At 72.8% G+C, this 22,279-nt stretch carries 26 protein-coding genes; 13 read left to right on the top strand and 13 right to left on the bottom strand.

The genetic code is table 11. The features are described 5' to 3' along the window. The first annotated feature begins 257 nt into the window (after window positions 1–257). The gene (locus ACQP2P_RS31310; protein ID WP_433606900.1) at window positions 258–1,250 is read left to right on the top strand and encodes a hypothetical protein; all 993 of its coding nucleotides are present in this window, start codon (window positions 258–260) and stop codon (window positions 1,248–1,250) included. A 57-nt stretch (window positions 1,251–1,307) separates the two neighbouring features. Here ACQP2P_RS31310 and ACQP2P_RS31305 read toward each other — a convergent pair whose 3' ends face one another. From ACQP2P_RS31305 to ACQP2P_RS31295, 3 genes are all read right to left on the bottom strand, one after another. Beyond that, complete coding sequence (locus ACQP2P_RS31305; RefSeq protein WP_433606898.1) at window positions 1,308–2,516, bottom strand: glycosyltransferase 87 family protein; 1,209 nt, start codon at window positions 2,514–2,516, stop codon at window positions 1,308–1,310. Between the two features lie 256 nt (window positions 2,517–2,772). Beyond that, complete coding sequence (locus tag ACQP2P_RS31300) at window positions 2,773–3,462, bottom strand: TIGR04282 family arsenosugar biosynthesis glycosyltransferase (RefSeq protein ID WP_433606896.1); 690 nt, start codon at window positions 3,460–3,462, stop codon at window positions 2,773–2,775. After that, complete coding sequence (locus ACQP2P_RS31295) at window positions 3,459–4,112, bottom strand: glycosyltransferase family 2 protein (RefSeq protein ID WP_433606894.1); 654 nt, start codon at window positions 4,110–4,112, stop codon at window positions 3,459–3,461. The genes ACQP2P_RS31300 and ACQP2P_RS31295 overlap by 4 nt, the downstream gene beginning before the upstream one ends. A 123-nt stretch (window positions 4,113–4,235) precedes the next feature. On the opposite strand from ACQP2P_RS31295, the gene ACQP2P_RS31290 reads away from it, so the two are divergent. Then, the gene (locus tag ACQP2P_RS31290; protein WP_433606892.1) at window positions 4,236–5,279 is read left to right on the top strand and encodes an NAD-dependent epimerase/dehydratase family protein; all 1,044 of its coding nucleotides are present in this window, start codon (window positions 4,236–4,238) and stop codon (window positions 5,277–5,279) included. A 115-nt stretch (window positions 5,280–5,394) separates the two neighbouring features. On the opposite strand, the gene ACQP2P_RS31285 is transcribed toward ACQP2P_RS31290, so the two are convergent. Beyond that, window positions 5,395–5,919 (bottom strand): hypothetical protein, encoded by a 525-nt coding sequence (locus tag ACQP2P_RS31285; RefSeq protein WP_433606890.1) that lies wholly within the window; start codon window positions 5,917–5,919, stop codon window positions 5,395–5,397. 2 nt (window positions 5,920–5,921) lie between these two features. After that, window positions 5,922–7,109, bottom strand: a complete 1,188-nt coding sequence (locus ACQP2P_RS31280; RefSeq protein WP_433606888.1) for a molybdopterin-dependent oxidoreductase — start codon at window positions 7,107–7,109, stop codon at window positions 5,922–5,924. A 468-nt stretch (window positions 7,110–7,577) separates the two neighbouring features. Here ACQP2P_RS31280 and ACQP2P_RS31275 point away from each other — a divergent pair, with 468 nt between their 5' ends. Beyond that, window positions 7,578–7,796, top strand: a complete 219-nt coding sequence (locus tag ACQP2P_RS31275; RefSeq protein ID WP_433619589.1) for a hypothetical protein — start codon at window positions 7,578–7,580, stop codon at window positions 7,794–7,796. On the opposite strand, the gene ACQP2P_RS31270 is transcribed toward ACQP2P_RS31275, so the two are convergent. From ACQP2P_RS31270 to ACQP2P_RS31255, 4 genes are all read right to left on the bottom strand, one after another. Then, complete coding sequence (locus ACQP2P_RS31270; protein WP_433619335.1) at window positions 7,721–7,933, bottom strand: 2Fe-2S iron-sulfur cluster-binding protein; 213 nt, start codon at window positions 7,931–7,933, stop codon at window positions 7,721–7,723. The genes ACQP2P_RS31275 and ACQP2P_RS31270 overlap by 76 nt on opposite strands. A gap of 75 nt (window positions 7,934–8,008) precedes the next feature. Beyond that, window positions 8,009–8,182: a hypothetical protein gene (locus ACQP2P_RS31265; RefSeq protein WP_433606886.1), complete on the bottom strand. Its 174-nt coding sequence runs from the start codon at window positions 8,180–8,182 to the stop codon at window positions 8,009–8,011. Window positions 8,183–8,230: 48 nt separating this feature from the next. Next, a complete protein-coding gene (locus ACQP2P_RS31260; RefSeq protein WP_433606884.1) occupies window positions 8,231–9,643 on the bottom strand; it encodes a class I adenylate-forming enzyme family protein in 1,413 nt (470 codons plus the stop codon). Further along, on the bottom strand, window positions 9,640–10,731 hold the full coding sequence (locus ACQP2P_RS31255) for a zinc-dependent alcohol dehydrogenase (protein ID WP_433606882.1): 1,092 nt from the start codon (window positions 10,729–10,731) through the stop codon (window positions 9,640–9,642). Before ACQP2P_RS31255 ends, ACQP2P_RS31260 begins: the two co-directional genes overlap by 4 nt. 213 nt (window positions 10,732–10,944) lie before the next feature. Here ACQP2P_RS31255 and ACQP2P_RS31250 point away from each other — a divergent pair, with 213 nt between their 5' ends. The 9 genes from ACQP2P_RS31250 to ACQP2P_RS31210 all read left to right on the top strand — a co-directional run bounded on the left by ACQP2P_RS31250 (window position 10,945) and on the right by ACQP2P_RS31210 (window position 18,339). Then, on the top strand, window positions 10,945–11,496 hold the full coding sequence (locus ACQP2P_RS31250) for a 2-oxoacid:acceptor oxidoreductase family protein (protein ID WP_433606880.1): 552 nt from the start codon (window positions 10,945–10,947) through the stop codon (window positions 11,494–11,496). Then, entirely contained in the window at window positions 11,493–12,554 is a 1,062-nt protein-coding gene (locus ACQP2P_RS31245) for a hypothetical protein (RefSeq protein ID WP_433606878.1), read from the top strand. Before ACQP2P_RS31250 ends, ACQP2P_RS31245 begins: the two co-directional genes overlap by 4 nt. Beyond that, window positions 12,551–13,321: a thiamine pyrophosphate-dependent enzyme gene (locus ACQP2P_RS31240; RefSeq protein WP_433087789.1), complete on the top strand. Its 771-nt coding sequence runs from the start codon at window positions 12,551–12,553 to the stop codon at window positions 13,319–13,321. The genes ACQP2P_RS31245 and ACQP2P_RS31240 overlap by 4 nt, the downstream gene beginning before the upstream one ends. Further along, window positions 13,318–14,037: a GntR family transcriptional regulator gene (locus ACQP2P_RS31235; protein ID WP_433606876.1), complete on the top strand. Its 720-nt coding sequence runs from the start codon at window positions 13,318–13,320 to the stop codon at window positions 14,035–14,037. The genes ACQP2P_RS31240 and ACQP2P_RS31235 overlap by 4 nt, the downstream gene beginning before the upstream one ends. Beyond that, on the top strand, window positions 14,034–14,258 hold the full coding sequence (locus ACQP2P_RS31230; RefSeq protein ID WP_433606874.1) for a 4Fe-4S dicluster domain-containing protein: 225 nt from the start codon (window positions 14,034–14,036) through the stop codon (window positions 14,256–14,258). The genes ACQP2P_RS31235 and ACQP2P_RS31230 overlap by 4 nt, the downstream gene beginning before the upstream one ends. Before the next feature lie 67 nt (window positions 14,259–14,325). Further along, the gene (locus ACQP2P_RS31225; RefSeq protein ID WP_433606872.1) at window positions 14,326–17,151 is read left to right on the top strand and encodes an FAD-binding and (Fe-S)-binding domain-containing protein; all 2,826 of its coding nucleotides are present in this window, start codon (window positions 14,326–14,328) and stop codon (window positions 17,149–17,151) included. A gap of 32 nt (window positions 17,152–17,183) precedes the next feature. After that, window positions 17,184–17,558 carry a GntR family transcriptional regulator gene (locus ACQP2P_RS31220; RefSeq protein WP_433606870.1) on the top strand — a complete coding sequence of 125 codons (375 nt, stop codon included), beginning with the start codon at window positions 17,184–17,186 and terminating at the stop codon, window positions 17,556–17,558. Then, the gene (locus tag ACQP2P_RS31215; RefSeq protein WP_433606868.1) at window positions 17,545–18,162 is read left to right on the top strand and encodes an ATP-binding cassette domain-containing protein; all 618 of its coding nucleotides are present in this window, start codon (window positions 17,545–17,547) and stop codon (window positions 18,160–18,162) included. Before ACQP2P_RS31220 ends, ACQP2P_RS31215 begins: the two co-directional genes overlap by 14 nt. 42 nt (window positions 18,163–18,204) lie before the next feature. Continuing rightward, a complete protein-coding gene (locus ACQP2P_RS31210; RefSeq protein ID WP_433606866.1) occupies window positions 18,205–18,339 on the top strand; it encodes a hypothetical protein in 135 nt (44 codons plus the stop codon). Here the strand turns inward: ACQP2P_RS31210 and ACQP2P_RS31205 are convergent. Next, complete coding sequence (locus tag ACQP2P_RS31205; RefSeq protein WP_433606864.1) at window positions 18,336–18,716, bottom strand: hypothetical protein; 381 nt, start codon at window positions 18,714–18,716, stop codon at window positions 18,336–18,338. The two genes, ACQP2P_RS31210 and ACQP2P_RS31205, sit on opposite strands and share 4 nt — an antisense overlap. 66 nt (window positions 18,717–18,782) lie before the next feature. Here ACQP2P_RS31205 and ACQP2P_RS31200 point away from each other — a divergent pair, with 66 nt between their 5' ends. Then, window positions 18,783–19,139, top strand: a complete 357-nt coding sequence (locus ACQP2P_RS31200) for a VOC family protein (RefSeq protein WP_433606863.1) — start codon at window positions 18,783–18,785, stop codon at window positions 19,137–19,139. A 38-nt stretch (window positions 19,140–19,177) separates the two neighbouring features. On the opposite strand, the gene ACQP2P_RS31195 is transcribed toward ACQP2P_RS31200, so the two are convergent. From ACQP2P_RS31195 to ACQP2P_RS31185, 3 genes are read right to left on the bottom strand one after another with little or no spacing between them, the layout of a single operon-like run. Then, window positions 19,178–19,993, bottom strand: coding sequence for a carbohydrate ABC transporter permease (locus ACQP2P_RS31195; protein WP_433606861.1), 816 nt, complete (start codon window positions 19,991–19,993; stop codon window positions 19,178–19,180). Beyond that, complete coding sequence (locus ACQP2P_RS31190; protein ID WP_433606859.1) at window positions 19,993–21,042, bottom strand: carbohydrate ABC transporter permease; 1,050 nt, start codon at window positions 21,040–21,042, stop codon at window positions 19,993–19,995. The genes ACQP2P_RS31195 and ACQP2P_RS31190 overlap by 1 nt, the downstream gene beginning before the upstream one ends. Next, entirely contained in the window at window positions 21,042–22,262 is a 1,221-nt protein-coding gene (locus tag ACQP2P_RS31185) for a sugar ABC transporter substrate-binding protein (RefSeq protein WP_433606857.1), read from the bottom strand. Before ACQP2P_RS31185 ends, ACQP2P_RS31190 begins: the two co-directional genes overlap by 1 nt. Window positions 22,263–22,279 lie beyond the last annotated feature (17 nt).

The following is a 22,279-nucleotide window of genomic DNA, read 5'->3' as shown; positions in this document are numbered from 1 at the left end:
TGCTGCGCGGGGCGTGCCGCGTGCAGAGCGTCAGCAGGACCCGTGCGATACGCCGACGGGCGCGGTCTTGCCGTCACCAGGTGTCAGGCGTCGGGTGATGACGGTGGTGTCGCGTACTGATGTGGGCGTCGGCCGGGTTTGCGAGGCGTTTACGGGGAACCGGCTGGTTGTCAGGAACGGCCGGACGCGGTGCCGATCCGGAACCGATCCGGAACCGATCCGGAACGGACCTCACCCGATTCGCCGATTTTCAGGAAGTGAGCGACATGGCGACTGTTCGAGAGAAGGTCATGCAATACCTGCAAGACGCGCGTGCGGCGGAGTACGCCTTGACCACCCTGCTTGCTGTCAACATCGCCCTGACCCCGGAGGGGGAGTACCGGCGGCGGCTGGAGTCGCAGCGGCGACAGTCGCGCGAGCGGGTGTACCGGTTGTCGGATCGGCTGGACGAGTTGGGAGCCCGCCGCAGCGTGCGGCACCTGGGCATGGACATGGTCCGGGTGATGGGCGGGCAGGCCGTGGCGTTGGCGGCGGTGCCGGTGCAGCTGATGCGGGGGCCGGGGGGTGAGGAGCGGGTGTTGAAGAACGCCCGCGATCTGTGCGCGGCTGCGGCCGTGGCCGACGCCAACTATCGGGCGCTGGAGCAGGTCGCCCAGACCTGCCGGGACGAGCGCACCGCGAAGCTCGCTGTCGACCTGCGCGCGGAGAGCGAGGCGATGCTGTCGGAGTGCTTCGCGTCGCTGGACCGGCTTGCCGAGGCGGTGATCTTCGGCGAGGCCGAGGGGGAACCGGTGTATCAGGTCCAGCGCATCGGCGCGGTGCAGATGCTCGGAATCCCGCAGTTGCGCGAAAGCACGCACCGACTGCGCGACGAGGCCGCCAGCGTGTTGCAGCTCGCCCGGCGCGAAGCCACGCGCCAGGCGGACCAGAGCGTCGTCTGGGACTATGACAACCTCATGGAAGAGCAGATCCTCGAATGGCTGCCGCGGATGTCCCAGACGGAACTGGCCACTGTCGACGCCCGCGAGCGTGCGACGCGCAACCGGATGGAGATCCTCGAGACCATCCGCCGCCTGCAGGGCGCGGAGCCGTGGCCGGGGTACGACCGGATGAACGCCGGCGAGATCCGTGCCCGTCTGCGGGAGGCGGGCGAGGAACAGATCCGCGCGGTGCTGGACTACGAGCGCGGCCACAAGGACAGGTCCTCGATCCTCAACGCCTTTGAAGTCCAGGTTCCTGTCGCCACATGACGCCAGCAGTATGCCCGCGGAGGGCCCGCCAATGGTGGGCCTTCGCGGTACCTCGCCCTAACCTCGGCGCAATCCCATCACCGGGCGGCCGCACAACAACAGGCCCACCACGACCGCGACGAGCGCCACAGCGTAGCCGATCCGCTGGCCGTCGCGGGTAGCGAGGCCGAACTGCGGGGCGAACTGCGCCAGGTAGGCCGCGACGGCGAGGGCGAGCCAGGCCGTAGACGCGCCGTACGCGACGAGCATGACCAGCAGCATCGCGTACCACGGGTAGGCCGGCGCGGTAACCAGCAGCGCGGTGCCGACCATAGCGGCGGCGGCCCGCCACGGCTCGTCCACATCGACGGTCCGTAGCACGAGCACCGCCACGGTGGCCAGGACCACGACCGCGACCGGGCGCACGAGCGGGCCCGGCAGCACCAGGTCGAGCAGGGCGAAGCGAGAACCGCTGGCGTACCCCTCCTCGTGAAGGTATCCCGGCAGGTAGCCGAGGACGCCGCCGGGGCCGACGGCCAGCACGTGCGGCAGGTAGACGGCGCCGACCGCCCCGGCCGCGGCAAGCCCGACGGCGAGGGGCCGGCGCCGGGCCAACGCCGGCGCGAGCAGCGCGGGGGTCAGCTTGGTGGCGACCGCCAGCCCGAGGGCGGCACCGCCGAGCGCCGCCGCTGCCCCGGTCCGGGCCCGGGCCAGCACCAGCACCGCGACCGCGCTGAAGGCGGCCGCGACCACGTCCACGTGGGCGTTGTTGCCGGCCTCCAACGCGACCAGCGGGCACCAGGCCCACAACACCGCACGTCGGGGGTCGCGGCCGAGCCGGCGCAGCGCGTACCAGAGGAAGGCGCCGAGCCCGAACGCGAACACGGTCATCGTCAGCTGCATCGGCCGTTCCCGGCTGCCGGCGGGTGTCACGGCTGCCACGCCGGCGAAGACGGCCTCGGCGACGGGCGGGTAGATCGTCAGCACCTCGGGACGGTTGATCAGCGTGCAGCCGCCGGGAACGCACCAGTTTGAGGCGGCCGGCCAGAGGAAGGCGTCGCGGAGGTGCGCAAGCTGCGGGGCGGAGGGCGGATACTGGTACGGGTCGGTGCCGGTGAGCTGGACACGGCCGTCCCAGACGTAGCGATACATGTCGTCACTGCTGTTCGGCGGGTGCAGCGCGGCGATGAGTGGCAGCGCGGCACCACCGAGCAGGACCAGCGCGAGCGCGGTCCGGCGGTGCAGGCCGAGCACCAGGCGGGCGCCGACCGCGAACGGCAACCACATCAGCAAATACCATCGGCCCGGCAGCAACAGCAGGGCCGACATGGCAGCGAGACAGGCCGACGCCGCGAGCCGCCGGGTCACAGTCCGCCCCGGCCGGGATCGGCATGGTCGGTGCGAGATGCCCCGAACGCGGCCGGGCCGGCATCGAGGAGCGGCACGCCCACGACGTCGTGGAACATGAGCACGGCGGCGAACACTGTGCAGGGAGCGAGGAACGCAGGCTGCCGGTGCGGCGTGAACCGGCGCGACACCGTGGTCAGAGCGTCAGGCGAACGAACCATCGGTCGGCCTCCGTCTGGTCGGCCCGCGTGCCGGCCGGCACCATCGTGGTCACCGCCCGGGCGAACCGGCCGCTCGGGCATGCGGCGGCGACCTCGGCCGCGTCAGCCGCGGTGTCGACGTCCCGCAGCACGGGGAGGGCCGCCACCCGGAGGCCCAGCCCTACGAGCGCTGCGCGCGTGCGCGCGCCGGTCTCCCGGGTCGACATCGGGACGCCTGCGAGGACGTGGGCCGCCGCGGGGTCGCGCAGGCCGAGCGCCCACCAGCCGCCGTCCTGCGCCGGGCCGAGCACCGCATCCGCGTCCGCCAGGGCGTGCGCGGCGGCGACGAGGTGGCCGCGGTGCACCTGCGGCGTGTCCATGCCGACGAGGAGGGCAGCCACGCCAGGCAGCGCCGTGTCCGCGTAGGCGGCCGCCAACCGCTCACCGAGACCGTTGCCGCGCTGGTCGCGGCGGCGCCAGCCGGGCGGCGCCGGTAGCGGGCCGTCGGCCACCAGAGTCCGGGCCGTCGCCGGTGCCGCGGACAGGACGTCGACGGTGTCGGCGATCGCGGCGGCCGCGATCGTCGCCGCCTGCTCGGGTGTCCACGGTGGACAGAGCCGGGTCTTGACACGGCCGGGCACCGGCGCCTTGGCGAACAGCAGCAGCTGCAGCGGGTACGCGGTCATCCGGCAAGCACTCTGCGCATGTCGCGGACCGCCCGGGCGGTGCCGCGCACCGTGCCGGTCACCTTCGACCGCCCACCCGCGGTCCGCGGCGCGTAGTCGACGTCGACCTCGCCGATTCGCCAGCCGGCCGCGGCTGCCCGGACCACCATCTCCAGCGGGTATCCGAACCGCCGGTCGGTCAGGTCGAGCGCCAGCAGTGCCTCCCGCCGGGCGGCACGCATCGGGCCCAGGTCGTGGACCCTGATGCCGGCGGCCTGCCGGAGCCGCCAGGCCACGACGGCGTTGCCGAGCCGGCCGTGCACCGGCCACGCGCGCCGGGTCGTCGGGCGGCGCCGGCCGAGCAGCAGGTCCTGCGCCCCGGCCGCGACGGGCTCCGCCACCCGGGGCAGCTGCGCCGGGTCGAACGAACCGTCGGCGTCCATGAAGCAGACGACGTCGCGCGTCGCGGCGGTCAGTCCGGCGTGCGCGGCTGCGCCGAAGCCTTGCGGCGCCGCGTGGACGACCGTCGCGCCGTGCGCCTCGGCGATCGACGGCGAGCCGTCGGTCGATCCGTTGTCGGCCACGATCGGGTGGTAGCCGTCGGGCAGCCGGGACAGGACCCAGGGCAGCGCTGCGGCCTCGTTGAGGCACGGCAACACGACATCAGGCACGTTTCCGACGCTACCCACGGGTGCGGCGCAAGGTCGTACAAGCGAAGAATGACCCGACGATTGAGCCGGTACCAGCCACGAAATCACCCGGTGTCTACCCCGACCGGCACCTACCGTCAAGGCATGCGGATCCTGATCACCGGCGGCGCCGGATTCATCGGCCGGCACGTCGTCGACAAGCTCCGCGACACCGGGCATGACACGGTGGTGCTCGACCTGCTGCACCCGGCGGCGCACCGCCGGCCCTCCATGGACGATGGCGACGCGTCCGTCGTCCGCGCCGACCTACGCGACGCCGCCGCTGTCGCTGCCGTGCTCGCCGGTGTCGACGTCGTCGTGCACCAGGCCGCGATGGTCGGCATGGGTGTCGACCTCGCCGACCTGCCCGAGTACGTCGGCTGCAACGACCTCGGCACCGCCGTCCTGCTGGCCGGCATGGCCCGCGGCGGCATCGCCCGGCTCGTACTGGCCAGCTCGATGGTCGTCTACGGGGAGGGCGCCTACACCTGCCCGCGGCACGGCTCCACCCGCCCGGCCGCCCGTGCAGCCGCCGCACTCGCCGCCGGGCAGTTCGAGGCGTGCTGCCCGCACTGCGCCGCCGTCATGGACCCCGGCGAGGTCGATGAGGACGCACCGCTGCACCCGCGCAGCGTCTACGCGGCGACCAAGGTCGCACAGGAGCACCTCGCATCGGCCTGGGCCGCCGCCTGCGGCGGGAGCGTCGTGGCCCTGCGTTACCACAACGTGTACGGCCCCGGCATGCCGCGCGACACCCCGTACAGCGGTGTCGCCGCGATCTTCCGCTCGGCCCTCGAAGCGGGCCGCCCGCCCAGGGTATTCGAGGACGGCCAGCAGCGGCGGGATTTCGTCCACGTCGCCGACGTCGCCCAGGCCAACCTCCTCGCCGTCGCGGCGACGGGATCCGGCGAGGGCTTCCGCCCGTACAACATCGCCTCCGGCACACCGACGACCGTCGGCGCAATGGCGACGACCTTGGCCGACGCGATGCACGGCCCCGCACCCGTCCTCACCGGCGAATACCGGGCCGGCGACGTGCGCCACGTCGTCGGGTCCACGCTGCGCGCCCGGCGCGAACTGGGTTACGTCGCCCGGATCGGACTCAACGACGGCATGCGCGACTTCGCCGTCGCGCCGCTGCGATCCTGATGCCTCGCCAGAGCGCGGTGCAGGCGATGGGCCGCTGACCCAATCGTAGGGCGTGCGGGCCGAGACCCGTCCTCAGCGAAGGCAGGGCACGACCGGCATCCGGCTGCGACCGCGGTCACTCGTCATTGCGGCCCGCCTGGCCGCGGTCTGTAGTGGCAGTCGGCGCCGCGCCGCTTGCCGAGCCGGTGGCCCGGCGGGCACGGCGCAGCGACAGGGCGAAGGCGAGCGCTGACGCGCCGTACAGCAGTCCGGTGATCGCCAACCAGCGGCCGAGGTAGCCGCCCGGTGGTAACCCGGTGGTGACCTGGAATGCGGGTACGATCCCGAGGATCAACGGGAACCAGACCAGCAGGAGCAGGCCGGACAGGAACGTCGGGACGCGCACGTAGGTGACCCACGGCACCGTCGGTAGGTCGGCGGCGCGATGGCGCGTCACCAGTTGGGCCGACCGGTCAGCGAGGGCGTACAGCGGGAACAGGATGAGGTCGTGTGCGATTGCTGCACCGACGAGCCACACGGCCACGCCAACGGGTTGGACGCTGAACAGTCGCACGGCTGCGTAGCCGGCCAGTGCGAAGGCGCAGAGCAGGGCGAGCAGGTGCAGCGGATTCGCGCCGTACCAACGGATGAAATGCGCCACGGTCAGGTCCGGAAGGTCAGTCCGGCCACCCACTTGGTGTTGTTCACACCGGGGTTGGCCGGGACGATGACCCGGGCGGGGTAGCCGTGGTCGAGCGAAAGCTCGGCGCCGTTCACCCGGAGAGCGAGCAGCGACCGCGGGTCGCGGATCTGGTTGTCGCGCAGGACCACGGACCGGAAGGACCCGGTCTTCTGCACGGACTCCACCAACACATTCGCGGCATCCGGCAGCCCCGCGAGGGCGGCCAGGTCGGCAAGCCGAACCCCGCTCCAGTGCTGATCCTCGGTGGACCATCCTTCGACACAGGCGATCGGCAGCGCGGCGGTGTGCTGCGGCAACTCCAGCACCTGGTCCCGGGTCAGGCTCAGTTCGCGGTCGCCGCCCCGCACGACCAGCCGCCACGCCGCGCCGACGTCAGCGGCGGCGACGCCGACGGCCGCCGCCGTCTTGTTGATCTGGAAGCCGTTGGGGCCGCTGCCGGGGTTGCGGTTGCGGGGGGCCAGTAACGCCGTGGACCGCGCCCAGCCGCCGAGGCTCTGTCCGGCCGTGACCGCGAGCAACACCAGAGACCCGGCGCCGACCAGCGCCACCGCGCCCCGCCGCGTCACCGTCGGTGCGGCCGGTTCGGCCGGCACCAGGCCGTCGGGGTCCGGAGGCTCCGGCCGGGTATGCGCCAGGTCGGTACGCAGTTCGTCGCGGAGTCCGCGGGAGCGCAGGGCGCTGGTCATCCGGCCGAGTCTCAGGACCACGTGGACGACGAACGCGGCGATGAACACCCACGCGCCGTAGAAGTGCAGGCTGTAGAAGGAGCCGGGAAAGACGTAGAACAGCTGGATGTTGAGCAGCCCGGTCACGAATTCGAAAATCGCCCCACCCACCAGCAGCAGCAGCGACAGCCGCTCCAGGGCCTGCGCGGGACTGCGCACGGGTGGCCAGTCGAACAGCTTCGGGATGACCGACCACAGCTTGGCCAGCAGCACCGGAATGAGCACCACGCCGAGGGTGACGTGGACCCCCTGAGTGAGCCGATACAGCCACGCCGGATGCGTCGGCCAGTCGAACAGGTACAACCCCAGCAACCCCTTGTCAGGGGTGGTGTCGTTGCCCAGATCCGGGTTGTACGCGGCGTAGGACAACAGACCAGTCACGAACATCAGCGCGACACCGACCAACAGCACGAGGCCGAACACCGAGGTGAGCCAAGGACCACGAATCGGACTGCGCCAGAACCCGCGACGGAACGGACCCGGTGGCGTAGCACCAGGCACGCACCAGCGGGACCGCCCTTGCGGCGCCTCGCGTCCGCAGCGCCCCGCCGCATCGGGACGCTGATCCCCTGCCATTCCCGCTCCTCTTCTCACATCTCGCAGCACGGCCCGGGGCACTGCTGTCTCGCGAGACATGCCGACCCACCGTTGTCGCGGCAGGGTTCGCGTCATCCGTTGAGTAGTCGCATTCGCCGGAAGCCAGCATGAGGCCGGCGGCATGCTGCCGGCCGTGACTGCCCGCTCGGCTTGGCGGCAAACCTGGCCTCGCGCTCTCACGCAGCCAGCCGTCATGCAGCCGGCCGGTAAGCGTGAGAGAAGGTCGCCTCGGCAGACGCGCAGGACAGGACGTGGTTCCTCGTCGCAGCGCTCCTCGCCGGCTGGATGGCCCACGTGGCCCGTGCCCGGGCGGTCGAGCTGGCCGAACGCCGCCGGGAGGCCGATCTGCTTGCCGAGCTGGACCGCCTCGTGCCCGCCCGAGCACGACAACAGCTCCTCGGCCTGGGCAGCGGCAACCTGTGCGCCGGGACCACGCTCTACCTCAGCGTCAACGTGCCGGGGGCGCTGAAGTCGCGGAGTCGACGGGAACGCAGCCGGGCCACGCAGCGGTAACAGATGCCCATGCGGCATCCGCTGGGCATGAGCACACCGGCGTTCTCGCCGACGACGAGCAACGGTGTGCCGTCGTCCGCGTCGGCCGCGCGTTCGCTCGCGACAAAATGGACCCGGCCGCCGACCCCACCGGACACTTGGGCTGAGCGGAGACGCTCGAAGATGACATCCTCGGCGACCGGCGCGCAGAGCACCAGCACCACATCCGGCGATCAGCCGGCCGTAGAACTGCAGCCACATCCCGTGGTCGAACGTGACCGCGGCGGTGATGCGATCTCGGCCTGGTCGACGGCGTTGCCCCAGTGCTCCAGGGCCATGAACTGGTAGTCGTGGACCGGGTGCGGGAACCGTGCGACGTCACCGGCGACGAGGAAGAGTCTCCTCACGAGCTCCTCCCCGATGTCTCCACGAAGGTGGGCTGAACCGCCGGGGCGTCAGTCGTCCTGGATCAGCGCGCGCAGGCGGGTACGCTGGATCTGGCCGGTCGCCGGGGTTCTCGGGATGGCGTCCACGACGCAGACCCGGCGCGGCTGCTTGAACGACGCCAGGCGGCCGGCCACGTGGGCGCGTACCTCGGCGACCGTGGGGGGCTCGGCGCCGGGCGGCACGACGAGCACCGCGCAGACCACCTCGCCCCAGCGCGGGTCGGGCACGCCGACGACGGCCAGGTCCAGCGCGCCCGGCAAGTCGCGCAGGGCGTGCTCGACCTCGGCCGGGCCCACCGACTCGCCGCCGGTGCGGATCACCTCGCGGGTGCGGCCGGTCAGGTAGAGGTACCCGTCCGCGTCGAGGCGGCCGATGTCGCCGGAGCGGTACACGCCGCCGTCGAGGGGATCGGCGCCGAGGTAGCCGTTCATGAGCGCCGGGCCGCTCGTGCACACCTCGGCGCCGGCGTCCAGCCACAGGGCGTTCGGGGTCGCGGGGCGTCCGACGCTGCCGGGGTGGGTCGCGAGCTCCCAGTCGTGCAGGGCGGCCATGCGACCGGCCTCCGTCGAACCGTACAGGATCGTGGTCGTCGTGCCCGGCAGCCGCGACTTGATGCGCTCGACGAGGTCGGCGGCGACGGCGGACGTGCCGGTGTCGGCGTGCAGCAGCGAGCGCAGGTCGGCGTGGCGGTGCTCGGGGTCGAGCAGGCGCTCCCACACGGCGGGGATGCAGTAGAGCGCGGAGGGCCGGCGGCGCTCCACGACGTCGATCATGTCCGCGGCGTCGGCCCGGCGGACCAGGTGCACGGCGGTGCGGTGCTGCCAGGCCTCCATGACGTAGTGCCAGCCGCCGTAGTGGTACAGCGGGAAGGTGCACACGACGCCGCCGTCGCCGCGCAGGCCGCTGGTGAACGTGCCGCCGCCCGGGGCCGCGCGCAGCCAGCTCGCCCGGTGGCTGACCAGGGCGCCCTTCGGGGTGCCGGTGCTGCCGCTGGTGAGGTACAGGATGTGCGGCTCGCGATCGTCGACGGGCACCCGCGTGAATCCGGGGGCGCCGCCGTCCAGGGCGGACGGTGGCAGTACGGATGCGGAGAAGTCCACATCGGACAGCACGACCTTCGGGTCCACATAGGAGCGGATGCGGTCGCGCTCCTCGCCGGGCAGGGCGGGGTTCACGGGCGCGAACAGCGCGCCGAGCCGGGCGCACGCGACGAACACCTCGACCGAGCGCAGCGTCGGCGTCACGCACCACAGCACCGTGTCGCCCCGGCCCACGCCGAGCCCGGCCAGCGCGTTGGCGGTGCGGTCGGCCCGCGCGTCGAGCTCGCGGAACGTCAGCTGCGCGGGCCCGAGGGTGGCGGCTAGCCGGTCCGGCACGGTGAGCGCGGCCGTGGTCACGATGTCGCCGATGAGCAGGCTCACGCGCGGGTCCCCCAGTCGAAGAGCTCCACCTGGGCCGGGCCGAGCGCGGCATGCTTCGACTTGTACCGCGTGATCTCCAGCGCCTCCGGCAACGCCTCCACCCCGTCCAGCCGATGGCTGATCAGCCCCTGCACGTCCACGTCGCCGCGGTGCACCAGGCGCAGCGCGTGCTCGAAGACGCTGCTGCCGGGCGCGTAGCCGCCGGCCCCGGAGCGCGGGTGCAGCACCGACACCGACCGCTCGCGCAGGAGGGCGAGCGGGGCCGGGGCGTGGCTGGGCAGTACCGACACCATGACGATGGTGCCACCGCGCCGGACGCACCGGGCCGCCTGCTCGAACTCGCCCGCGCACTCGAAGACGACGTCGGCGCCGATGCCCTCGGTGGCCTCCAGGACCCGGGCGACCACGTCCTCGCGGGTGGCGTCGATGACCAGGTCGGCCCCGCAGCGCTCGGCGAGCGCGCGCTTGGCCTCGCTGCGGCCGGTCGCGATGACCAGGCCCGCGTTGCCGCGCCGCGCGACCTGGGTGTGCAGCACGCCCATGACCCCGGCGCCGATGGCGAGGACGGTGTCCCCGGGCCGCACGGCGGCGATCGCGTGCCCGTGGATCGCGCCCGCCAGGGGCTGCACGGCCGCGGCGTGGGCCGCGCAGACCCCCTCGGGCACGTGCACGACGGTCTGCGCCGGGACGAGCACCCGCTCGGCGAACGCGCCCGGTCCCGTGAAGCCGAGCACGGCGGGGGAGGGGCAGGCGTCCGGCCGGTTGCGCCGGCACGCGGCGCATCGGCCGCAGGCGGCGGTCTCCACGGCCGTGACCCGGTCCCCGATCGCCAGGCCCGCCGGCGCGCCGGGGCCGACGGCGCTGATCACGCCCGCGAACTCGTGGCCGCCGAAGCGGGTCGGGCCGGTCGCGAGGCGCTCGGCGAGGACGGTGTGCATGGCGATCGGCTCCCCGGCCAGCAGCATGCATTCGGTGACGCTCGGCTGGACGCAGGCCACGTCGATGACGACCTCACCCGGGCCGGGCACGGGGTCGGGGACGTCCTCGACGGCCACGTCGCCGAAGCCGCGCATGACCAGTGCCCGCATTCCGTGACCTCCCTTGACGCTCGGATCAGATTTTGTATTCAATATTCAAACCGCGTCAAGGCCCGGGCGGGCCGAGCCGAGGCCGGAGGGCCACCGTCAAGGCCCGGGCGGGCCGGGCCGAGGCTCGGAGAACGGGGTCGAAGCCCGGCGAACGGCGTCGAGTCGAGGCCGGAGAGCCGCAAAGAGGCTCGGAGTGCAGTGAAGGAGGCGCGCGTGGAGCGTGAGGTGCTTGTCACCGGCACCGGCGGCCAGGGCATCCAGCTGCTGGCCAAGACCCTGGCCCTCGCCGCCACCCGCGAGGGCCGGTACGCGATGCTGGCCGCGGACTACGGCGGCGAGATGCGCGGCGGCCCCTCGAAGGCCGGCGTGGTCATCGGCGACGCCCCGCTCAAGGCCCTGCCCATCCTGCCGTCGGCCTGGTCGGCGATCTTCGCCCATCATCGCCACAGCGAGGGCGTCGAGGAGCGGCTGCGCACGGGCGCCCTGGTCCTGGCGAACACCCCGCTGGTCGACCCGGAGGCGTTCCGCGACGACCTGCGGGTGTTCGCGATCGACGCCGGGGCCGTCGCCAAGAGCGTCGAGGCGCCGAACGCGTCCGGATTCGTGCTGCTGGGCGCCTACAACACCCTGACCGGCATGGTCGGCGCCGGCGCGCTCGTGTCGGCCATGGAGGAGCTGCTGCCCCCGTACCGCCGCCAGCACGCCGCCGCCAACGCCCGCGCGCTCGAAGCGGGCGCCCGAGCCCTGGAGGGGGCTGCCGTATGACGCTGGAACTGCTGGAGGGCTCCGCGGCCATCGCCGAGGCCGCCATCGCCGCCGGGTGCCGGTTCTTCGCCGGCTACCCCATGTCGCCCTTCACCGGCCTGCTGGAGCAGATGTCCCGGCGCCTGCCCGAGGCCGGGGGCGTGTGCCTCAACGCCGAGAGCGAGATCGAGGGCGTCAACATGACCCTCGGCGCCGCCGCGGCCGGGGCGCGGGCCGCCACCGGCTCCTGCGGGCAGGGCATCGCGCTCATGCAGGAGACGATCGCCGAGGCCGCGCTCAACGAGACCCCGTTCGTCGTGTTCAACATGGCGCGCAACCAGCAGGATTACTTCCAGGCCACCCGGGGCGGCGGCTGGGGCGACTATCGCACGATCACCCTGGCCCCCAAGGACATCCCCGAGGCCGTCGAGCACACCCAGCTGCTGTTCCACCTGGCCGACAAGCACAGGGCGCCGGTCGTACTGTACGGAGACCCCCTCATCGCCCAGACGCGCGTCGGCGTCGAGGTCGGGCGCCGGGACTTCGGCGAGCTGCCGCCCAAGGACTGGGCGCTGGACGGCACCGGCGGCGGCACCGGGCACAGCCGGCAGGTGTGGACGTGGGCCATGGGCAAGGCGACCGCGCCCGGGCTCGGCCCCGACGGGCACTGGCGGGCCATCGCCGAGAAGTTCGACCGGATCAACGGCGAAGAGGCCCGTCACGAGCAGGACGACTGCGACGGTGCCGAGACCGTCGTGGTCGCGTTCGGCTCGGCGGCCAAGTTCGTCGAGCACGTCGTGGGGGAGCTGCGCTCGGAGGGGTACGACATCGGGTGGTTCCGCCCGATCACCCTGTGGCCCTTCCCCGGCGACGCGCTCGCCGCGGCGACCCGGACCGCGCGCAACGTCCTCGTGTTCGAGCTCAACGGCGGGCAGATGGTCGACGACGTGCGCATCCACGCCCACGACCGCCGGGCCGTGCGGTTCATCGGGGGCGTGAGCATCGCCGAGTCGGGGCTGTCGTACGGCCCGCTGCTCGACGCCCCCGTGCTCAAGCGCCGCATCCTGGAGGCACTGTGACCATCGACACGACCCAGCCGCCCAGCCGCGGCGCCAAGCAGGTCGCCGACTTCAAGCCCAGCCTCATCCTCGGCGAGCACTCGCTGTGCCCCGGCTGCGGCGAGCCCGTCGCCCTGCGCATCCTGCTGGAGGTGCTGCAGGAGCTCGACATCGTGCAGCGGACGATCGGCGTCGTCGGCCACGGCTGCTACGGCAGCTTCGTGCGCATCATGGACGTCGACGTGCTGCAGTGCCTGCACGGCCGCGCCCCCGCCTGCGCCACCGGCATCAAGCGGGTGCGCCCCGGCGTCGCGGTGTTCACGCTGCAGGGCGACGGCGACATGGCCAACGAGGGCCTGCAGGAGGTCCTGCACGCGGCCGCCCGCGGCGAGAACATCACCTGCGTCATGCTCAACAACGGCGTGTTCGGCGACACCGGCGGCCAGCAGACCGCGACCACGGTGCTCGGCCAGCGCACGAAGACCAGCATCGACGGGCGCGACCCGGAGGCCCACGGCTACCCGATCCCGGTCGCGGACCTGGTCGCGGGGCTGCGCGGCGTCGGCTACGTGGCCCGGGGTGCGGTCTCCACGGCCGGAGCGGTACTGCAGACGAAGCGCATGATCAGACGGGCCTTCGAGACCCAGCTGGCCGGCGGCGGCTTCTCGCTCGTGGAGATCCTCACGATGTGCCCGACCGGCTGGTTCGTGCCCACCGCCGAGGGGCCGACGTATCAGCAGGGCACGATGGAGCAGACATATCCGCTCGGTGAAATCATCAAGCCGTGAGACTCCAACGGGCCAACACCAGCGAGGCCGTCGCCGCCTACGTGCTCGGCCGCCTCTTCGCCGGCGAGCTGACCAGCGGCCAGCGGCTCGACCTCGACGCCATCGCCGGGGAGCTGGGCGTGAGCCGCGTGCCGGTCCGGGAGGGGCTCATCCAGCTGGAGCGCGACGGACTCGTCGAGCGCGCCCACTACAAGCGGGCGTTCGTCGCCGAGTTCGACGACTCGACGGTCCGGGAGGCCTTCGAGCTGTACGGCATGCTGAGCGCCCTGACCAACCGGCGGGTGGCGCGCCGGGGCGACCCGGGCGTGCTGGAGGAGCTCGCGAAGCTCGACGAGGCCCTGGCCGGCTGCGACGAGCCGGACGCGTTCGAGGCCCTGGCCCGCGAGTTCCGCCGCGTCGTCAACGTCGCCGGCGCCGGCAACCACCTGCGGGCGCTGCTGCGCTCGTTCTCCGGGCTCGTGCCGGTCGCGGCCCGCTTCGCCATCGACGACGCCCTCGCCGACGAGCGGGCCGCCCTGCACGCCGAGTTCGTCGCGCTGCGCGCCGGCGACCCGGCCGCGGCGGGGGAGGCGGCCCTGGCCCACATCCGCCTCACCGCCGCCAACGCGATCGCCGCCCTGCGCCGCCGGGGCGTCTTCGGCGCGCCCGGCACGTCAGACACGTCAGCAGAGGGCTGGGACGACGTCGCCAGCGTGGTCGAAGGGAGCCAAGCGTGAGCCGGACCACTCGCGGCACGCTCGTCATCGCCGCCGACAAGTGCAAGGGCTGCGAGCTGTGCGTGGCCGCCTGCCCCCCGCAGGTGCTCGCCATGTCGGCCGAGGTCAACGAGCTGGGGTACCGTTTCCCCGTCCTGCACGAGGGGTGCACCGGCTGCACGGCCTGTCAGGTCGTGTGCCCGGACTACGTGTTCTCCGTCTACCGGTACACGAGCCCTTGATCGACCGGGCCGCCGTCTACCATGTCGGAGTCCGAATCCGAGCAGGTGCACGAGCGGCAAGAGGGACATGAGCGACGAACTGATCGACCGTCTCGCCCGGGCGGGTGTGGTGGATGTGCTCACCGACGACGCCCACCGCTCCGCGTACGCCAGCGACGCCTCGCTGTACCGGGTCGTCCCGCGCGCGGTCGTGCGGCCCCGCGGCGACGAGGACGTCGCGGCGACGCTCGAGGTGTGCCGGGCGCTCGGGGTGCCGATCACCGCCCGCGGCGCGGGCACCTCCGTGGCCGGCAACGCGATCGGCCGCGGCGTCGTGCTCGACTTCAGCCGCCACATGGACAAGGTCCTGGAGGTGGACCCCGGCACGCGCACCGCCCGGGTGCAGGCCGGCGCCGTGCACGCCACCCTGCAGGCCGCCGCCCGGCCGCACGCCCTGCGCTTCGGCCCCGATCCCTCGACGCACACGCGGTGCACGATCGGCGGGATGATCGGGAACAACTCGTGCGGGTCGCGCACCCTCGGATACGGCCGGACCTCGGACAACGTCGTCGGGCTGGACGCGCTCACGATCGACGGCGAGCGGTTCTCCACCGGGCGCGACGAGCGCGGCCGGCCCACCCTGGAGGGGGCCAAGGCGATCGCGGACACCCTCCAGGCCGTCGTCGGCGGCCACCTGGCCGTCGCCCGCACCGAGTTCGCGACGTTCCCCCGGCAGGTCTCCGGCTACGCCGTCGAGCACCTGCTGCCCGAGCGCGGCCTGGACCTGACCGGCCTGCTCGTCGGCAGCGAGGGCACCCTGGCGGTGGTGACCGAGGCGACGGTACGGCTGGTGGCCGACCCGGAGCACCGCCTGCTGGTCGTGCTCGGGTACCCGGACTTCGGCACCGCCGGCGACGTGGTGCCCACGATCCTCGGCTTCGACCCGACCGCCTGCGAGGGCATCGACTCGCGCATCGTCGAGGTCGTGCGCAGCCGGCGCGGCCCCGGCGCCGTGCCGCCGCTGCCGGGCGGCACCGCGTGGCTGTTCGTCGAGATCGCCGGCGACGACCTCGACGAGTGCCGCGAGCGCGCCGGGCGCCTCGCCGCGCAGGCCGGGGCGCTCGACGCACTCGTGGTCGAGGACACCGCGAAGGCCGCCCCGCTCTGGCGCATCCGCGAGGACGGCGCCGGGCTGGCCGGGCGGGCGCCGTCCGGGCGGCCCGCGCACGCCGGCTGGGAGGACGCGGCCGTCCCGCCCGCCCGCATCGGCGACTATTTGCGCGACTTCGACGCGCTCGTCGAGCGGCACGGGCTCAGCGCGATGCCGTACGGCCACCTCGGCGACGGCTGCGTCCACGTCCGGCTCGACTACCCGCTGGACCGGCCGGGCGGCACCGCGAAGTTCCGCGCGTTCCTCGAGGACGCGGCGGACCTCGTGGTCGGCTACGGCGGCTCGCTGTCCGGCGAGCACGGCGACGGCCGGGCCCGCAGCGAGCTGCTGCCGCGCATGTACTCCGCCGAGGCGATGGACCTCTTCCGCGCCGTCAAGCACGCCTTCGACCCCGGCAACCTGCTCAACCCGGGCGTGCTCGTCGACCCCGACCCGGTCGACGCCGACGTGCGGGTGGCCGCGGGCCGCCCGGTCAAGCAGCCGCTGGCGTTCGGCTACCACGCCGATCACGGGGACTTCAACCAGGCCGTGCACCGCTGCACCGGCGTGGGCAAGTGCCGCGCCGACACCACCGTGCTCGGCGGCGTCATGTGCCCGTCGTTCCTGGCCACCCGCAATGAGAAGGACTCGACCCGCGGCCGGGCCCGCGTGCTGCAGGAGATGCTCGACGGCGACCTCGCCCCCGACTGGCGCGCGCCCGCCCTGCACGACGCCCTCGACCTGTGCCTGTCCTGCAAGGGCTGCGCGTCGGACTGCCCGACCGGCATCGACATGGCCGCCTACAAGGCCGAGGTCCTGCACCAGGGCTACAAGGGCCGGGTCCGCCCGCGCTCGCACTACTCGCTGGGCCGGCTGCCGATGTGGTCGCGGCTCGCGTCCCGGCTGCCCCGCGTGGCCAACGCGCTCACCTCGGCGCCCGGCCTGCGCAACCTCGCGCTCTTCACCGCGGGCGTGGACGCGCGCCGCTCGATCCCGAAGTTCGCCCCGCAGACGTTCCGCCGCTGGTTCCGGGGCCGCGCGGTCGCCCCGGGCACGCCCGTGCTGCTGTTCGTGGACAGCTTCACCGACCACTTCGCCCCCGGCATCGCCCAGGCCGCCGTCGAGGTGCTCACCGCGGCCGGCTACGCGCCCGAGCTGACCAGCGAGTCCGCGTGCTGCGGCCTGACCTGGATCAGCACCGGCCAGCTCGACGCGGCCAAGCGCATCCTCGGCTCGACCGTGCAGAAGCTCACCGACGCCGTCGAGCGCGGCGTGCCGATCGTCGGCCTCGAGCCCTCCTGCACCGGCGTGCTGCGCAGCGACCTGGTCGAGCTGCTCGACACCGACGCCGCCCGCAAGGTCAGCGCCGCCACGGTCACCGTCGCCGAGCTGCTGGCCCGCACGCCGGGCTGGACCCCGCCGTCGCTGGAGGGGGTCACGGTCGTGGCCCAGCCGCACTGCCACCACCACGCGGTCATGGGCTGGGAGGCCGACGCGAAGCTGCTCAAGCAGACCGGCGCGACGGTCCGGCGGCTCGGCGGCTGCTGCGGTCTGGCCGGCAACTTCGGCGTCGAGCGCGGCCACTACGAGGTGTCCGTCGCCGTCGCCGAGCAGCAGCTCCTGCCCGCGCTGGAGCAGGCCGGGCCGGACGACGTCTTCCTCGCCGACGGGTTCTCCTGCCGCACCCAGGCCGCCGACCTCGCCGACCGCCCGGGCAAGCACCTCGTGGAGCTGCTCGCCGACGCGCTGCGCCGGAAGGCTTGACAGCCCGGCAAGTCCACTAGTTCACTAGCGCAATGGTGGTTTTGACGCTCTTCCGCGTCGACCGGCGCTCCGGCACGGCCGTCTACGTCCAGCTCGTGCGGCAGGTCCGGCAGGCCGTGCGGCTGGGCCGGCTCGCCCCCGGCGACCGGCTGCCCACGGCCCGCGAGGTCGCCGAGGGCCTGGGCATCAACCCCAACACGGTGCTCAAGGCCTACCGGGAGCTCGAGCTGGCCGGGGTGGTCGAGGCGCGGCAGGGGTCGGGGACCTACGTGCGCGACCAGCCCCCGCCCCTGGACGTGGACGACCTGCGGCGCGAGCTCGCCGACTGGGTCGCCCGCGCGAGCGCCGCCGGGCTGGACCGCGCCGAGATGCACGCGCTGCTGGACGACGCCGGTGTCACCGTCTGAGCCCGCCCTGATCGCCGACGCGGTCACCCACGCCTTCGGCGGCCGGCCCGCCCTGGCGGACTGCTCGTTCGCCGTGCCCGCGGGCTCGGTGACCGCCCTCGTCGGGCGCAACGGCGCCGGCAAGACGACCCTGCTGCGCGCGGCGGCCGGCCTGCTGCACCCGGACCACGGCGCCGTGACCATCCCCGCCGGTGCGCGGATCGGGTTCCTCGCGCAGGACGCGCCGCTGTACCGCCAGCTGACCGTCGCCGAGACCCTGCGCCTCGGGGCGCGGCTCAACCCCGTGTGGGACGCGCCGTTCGCCGCGTCGTTCGCGGCCGGCCTGCCCGCCTCCGCGCGCGTCGGCCGGCTGGCCCCGGGGCTGCGGGCCCGGCTTGGGCTCGCCCTGGCCCTCGGCAAGCGTCCGGACCTGCTGCTGCTCGACGAGCCGCTGGCCGCCCTCGACCCCGTCGCCCGGGCCGAGGCCGTCGCGGTGCTGATGGGGGAGGCGGCGGGGCGCGGTACGACCATCGTGCTCTCCACGCATGCGGTGGCGGACCTGGCCGGCGTGTGCGACCACGTGGTGGAGCTGCACCGCGACGAGACCGGCTCGTCCATGCCTTGAGCTGGGTAATTCTGCGTCTCGCGCGCGCGGGGCGAACTGGCGGTGGTCGTCTGTGCCGAAGACGTCGAGGCCGCGGTGTTGTCCCTCAAGCGGCTCGAGCTCGCCGCGCACCCCCTGACACTGGCCGAGATTGCCGGCGACCTCGATCGCGCCGACAAGGGCTGTTCGCCGGACTAGCTGCGCTTGTCTTCGACGTGGACGACTGTCAGGTCGTGGCCGTCCCGGTTCCGTTTGCTTCGGCCGTACAGACCGATCGTCAGGTCGTCGTCGCTCGTGATCTCGTCCGGGGCTACGTAGGTCAGGACGTCGTTGTGATGGCCGTACACCACCCAGCCCGGCCCCGGGTCCAGCGTGATCGTGCCGAAGTCGCCCGCCGCCGAGCCGGCGTGCACCGGCCCGTACTCGCGCAGGATCTCGACGGCCGCCTGGGCCAGGTCGTCGTTCTCGGCGGGCGAGGGCAGCACGACGACCGTGCCGTGGGCGAACGCCACCCACGACTTGCCTTCGCCCTGGATGATGCGCCGCCACACCGATGCCAGCTCGTGCTCCGTCACGGCCATGATTCTCGTGCACCGCGGCCGGGAGGCGCCACCGGGCCGGCGGCCTGCGAGGATCCGGGCATGGCGAACGTCTGGTCCGGGGTCACGATCGACTGTCTCGACCCCGTGCGGGTGGCGCAGTTCTGGAGCGCGCTGCTCGGCCGCGAGCCCGGCCCCGCGCAGGACGGCTGGGTGTACCTCGGCGAGCGCGGCGACCCCCAGCCGCGGCTGGTGTTCCAGCCGGTGCCCGAGCCGGCGCGGGGCAAGGTGCGCATCCACCTCGACATCGCGTGCGACGACATCGAGGCCGGGATGGCGCAGGTCGCCGGGCTCGGCGGGCGGTTCACGGGCGAGCGGCACGACTACGACGCCGGGGTGGTCGTCGTCATGGCCGATCCCGAGGGGCACGAGTTCTGCCTGGTGCAGTACTACGGCTGACCGGCGGCGCGCGTGGCGTGCGCGCCGCCGGGCGGCCGTCAGCCCTTGACGCCCGAGGCGGCCACGCCCCGCACGAAGAAGCGCTGGAACGCGATGAACACGACGGCGACCGGGACGATGGTCAGGATCGAGCCGGCCATCATCACCGGATAGTCGAAGCTCTGGCCGCCCGCCCCGCCGCGGCCCAGCGTCGACAGGCCGAACGGCAGCGTCCACAGCGACGGACTCGCCCGCACCACGATCAGCGGCAGCAGGAACTCGTTCCACACGCCCTGGAACGACAGGATCGTGAGGGTCAGCAGCGCCGGGCGGGCCAGCGGCAGCACGATGTGCCAGTAGGCGCCGAAGATCGAGGCGCCGTCGATGCGGGCCGCCTCCTCCAGCTCGCGCGGCAGCTCGACGAAGAACTGGCGCATGAGGAAGATGCCCATGGCGTCCACGGCCAGGGGCAGGATCAGCCCGGTGTACGAGTTGAGCAGCGTCAGCTCCTTGAGCACCAGGAACCGGGGCACGGTGAGCACGATCGGCGGCACCGCGAGGACCGACACGACGCCGGCGAAGACGATCCCGCGCCCGCGCCACTCCAGCCGGGCCAGCGCGTAGCCGGCCAGCGAGTCCAGGAACACGCGCAGCAGCGTGGCCACGACCGTGACGAGCAGCGAGTTGAACGTCCACAGGGGAAAGTCGCTGTGCACGAGCACGTCGGTCCACGCCCGCAGGTCGGGGCTGGCCGGCCAGGGGGTGACCGGGTGGGCCGCGACCTCGGGGCGGGACTTGAACGAGGTGGCCAGCGACAGCACGAACGGGTAGATGAAGATGATCGCGAACAGGGTCAGCAGGGCTCGGCGGATCATCAGCGCTCCCGGCGCAGGACCAGCCGCTGCAGGCCGGTGAAGATGAGGATGATGACGAACACGATGAAGGCGATCGCGGCCGCCCGGCCCATCGCGGAGTTCTGGAAGCCCTCGCGGTAGACGAGGTACGCCGGCGTCAGGGTGGTCTTCTGGGGGCCGCCGGAGGTCATGGCGTACACCTGGTCGAACACCTGCCACGTGCCGATCAGCCCCAGCGTGATCACGAGGAAGAGCGTGGGCTTGAGCATCGGCAGCGTCACGCGCCAGAACAGCTGGAACCGGGAGGCCCCGTCGACCTCGGCGGCCTCCTCGACCTCGACCGGGATGTTCTGCAGCCCGGCCAGGAACATGAGCATGAAGGTGCCGGTCGTCGTCCACGTCGCCAGGATCATGATGGAGCTCAGCGCCACGCTCGGTCCGGACAGCCAGTCCCACCACGACAGGTCGAGGAACTCGTGCCGCAGCGGGCCGGGCGGCGAGCCGACGCCGGCGGCGCGCAGCAGCAGGTGGATGAGCCCGTCGGAGTCGTCGAGCCAGACCAGCCCGACCTTGCCCGGCAGCAGCGCGGACAGCACCGTGTTGACCACGCCGTTCGGGCTGAACAGGAACACGAAGATGAACGCGACCGCGATCGAGCTGGTGACCGACGGGAAGTAGAACGCGGCCCGGAAGAACGTGCGGCCCTTGAGCAGCTTGGCGTTGACGATGACGGCCAGCACCAGCGCCAGGAGCGTCTGCGCGGGCACCACGCCGAGCACGTAGTACACGTTGTTGCGCAGGCTCTTGGCGAAGTCGCCGCGCACGACGCCCGTGTGGGTGAGCAGGTCCTGGTAGTTGCCGGTCCCGGCCGGGGCCGAGGCGGACAGCGGGGCCAGTCCGCTCCAGTCGCGGAAGCTCACCCAGAGGGCCAGCAGGATCGGCGCGACCATGAACACGCCGAGCAGGACGAGCGCGGGCGACACGAACAGCCAGCCGGCCAGCCCCTGCCGCCCGCGGATCCCGCCCCGGCCGCGCTCGCGCGCGACCGGGGCGGCAGGTTCCGCACGCATCAGCCCAGCACCGATCCGCCGGCCTTCTGGGTGCTGGAGATCACGTCGTCGACGGACTTGTTGCCCTTCGCCAAGCCCTGGATGCCGTCGTTGAAGGTGTCGATGACGGTGCTGAAGCCGGGCACGAACACCGACTTCTTCGCGTAGTCGCCGCCGGCCACGAACGCCTTGAGCTCGGGCTTGTCCGTCAGCCACTTGTCGGCCAGCGACTTGCGCGACGGCATCACCGGGAACTCCTTGGTGATGGTGAGCTGCTCGTCGGGCGAGGTCAGGAACTTCACGAGGTCGACCGCGGCGGCCTTGCTCTTGGACGCCTTGGCCACGCCGTAGCAGACCGAGAACGACATGGTGCCCTTGCCCTTGGGACCCGCGGGGAGCTCGGCGACGCCGTACTTGATGTTCGGGAAGTCGTTCTTCATCGCCCCGACGATCCAGTTGCCCTCGACGGTCATCGAGGTCAGGCCCTTGCCGAAGGCCTCGCCGCCCCAGCCGGCGCCGACCGCCGCGGGGGTGCCGAACGAGCCCGCCTTGTGGTTGTCGGTGAGGTACTGCAGCGCCTGACGCATCGGCTGCGTGTCCATCGTCATCTTCGTGATGCCGTCGTCGGTCGGCCACGCCCCGGCCTGGGCGAAGAACGCGCCCCACCGGTAGAACTCCGGCGCCAGGACCAGGCCGGGGTGCCCGGGCTTGGTGAGCGCCTTCGCGGTCGTGGCGAGCTCCTCCCACGTGGTGGGCGGCTTGAGCCCCGCGGCCTCGAAGTCGGCGGTGTTGTAGACCAGCTGCAGCGTCGAGAAGTCCTTGGGCGCGCAGTAGTACGTGCCCTGGTAGGTGAACGACTGCTTCAGCGTGTCGTAGAAGTCGCCGGGGTTGTCGACCTGGTCGCCGGTGGGCTCCAGGGCGCCGCTCTTGCCGAGGTCGGGCAGCTTGTTGTCGTTGAGGTAGAACACGTCCGGCGGCTGGCCACCGGCGAGGGCGGTCGTGAGCGCGGTGTCGTACTCGGGCAGCACCTTCAGGTCGACGGTGTTGCGGCCCTGCTTGTTGTAGTCGTCGATGGCCTTGCGCAGCACGGCGTCCTCGGCTGGCGACGACGAGAACGCGAACATGGTGAGCTTCGCGCCGGTCGTGCCGCCCTGCTTGCCGCTGCCGTCGTCACCGCAGGCGGCGGTGGCCGACAGCACGCCGGCGAGCACGAAGGCGAGGGCGGGTCTCATGATGCTCATCGGTTGCTCCTTGGGGG

It is taken from the genome of Dactylosporangium sp. CA-139114 (assembly GCF_050955725.1).
Lineage (GTDB): Bacteria > Actinomycetota > Actinomycetes > Mycobacteriales > Micromonosporaceae > Dactylosporangium.
The sequence above is the reverse complement of the archived record's forward strand: the minus strand, read 5'-3'. Positions and strand labels throughout refer to the sequence as shown.

Excerpts from the sequence above, each read along its gene's own strand:
- ACQP2P_RS31195 (WP_433606861.1), bottom strand. The coding sequence starts at position 19,993 with ATGATCCGCCGAGCCCTGCTGACCCTGTTCGCGATCATCTTCATCTAC.
- ACQP2P_RS31225 (WP_433606872.1), top strand. The coding sequence starts at position 14,326 with ATGAGCGACGAACTGATCGACCGTCTCGCCCGGGCGGGTGTGGTGGAT.
- ACQP2P_RS31220 (WP_433606870.1), top strand. The coding sequence starts at position 17,184 with ATGGTGGTTTTGACGCTCTTCCGCGTCGACCGGCGCTCCGGCACGGCC.
- ACQP2P_RS31300 (WP_433606896.1), bottom strand. The coding sequence starts at position 3,462 with ATGACCGCGTACCCGCTGCAGCTGCTGCTGTTCGCCAAGGCGCCGGTG.
- ACQP2P_RS31185 (WP_433606857.1), bottom strand. The coding sequence starts at position 22,262 with ATGAGCATCATGAGACCCGCCCTCGCCTTCGTGCTCGCCGGCGTGCTG.
- ACQP2P_RS31290 (WP_433606892.1), top strand. The coding sequence starts at position 4,236 with ATGCGGATCCTGATCACCGGCGGCGCCGGATTCATCGGCCGGCACGTC.
- ACQP2P_RS31190 (WP_433606859.1), bottom strand. The coding sequence starts at position 21,042 with ATGCGTGCGGAACCTGCCGCCCCGGTCGCGCGCGAGCGCGGCCGGGGC.
- ACQP2P_RS31245 (WP_433606878.1), top strand. The coding sequence starts at position 11,493 with ATGACGCTGGAACTGCTGGAGGGCTCCGCGGCCATCGCCGAGGCCGCC.
- ACQP2P_RS31255 (WP_433606882.1), bottom strand. The coding sequence starts at position 10,731 with ATGCGGGCACTGGTCATGCGCGGCTTCGGCGACGTGGCCGTCGAGGAC.
- ACQP2P_RS31200 (WP_433606863.1), top strand. The coding sequence starts at position 18,783 with ATGGCGAACGTCTGGTCCGGGGTCACGATCGACTGTCTCGACCCCGTG.
- ACQP2P_RS31305 (WP_433606898.1), bottom strand. The coding sequence starts at position 2,516 with ATGTGGTTGCCGTTCGCGGTCGGCGCCCGCCTGGTGCTCGGCCTGCAC.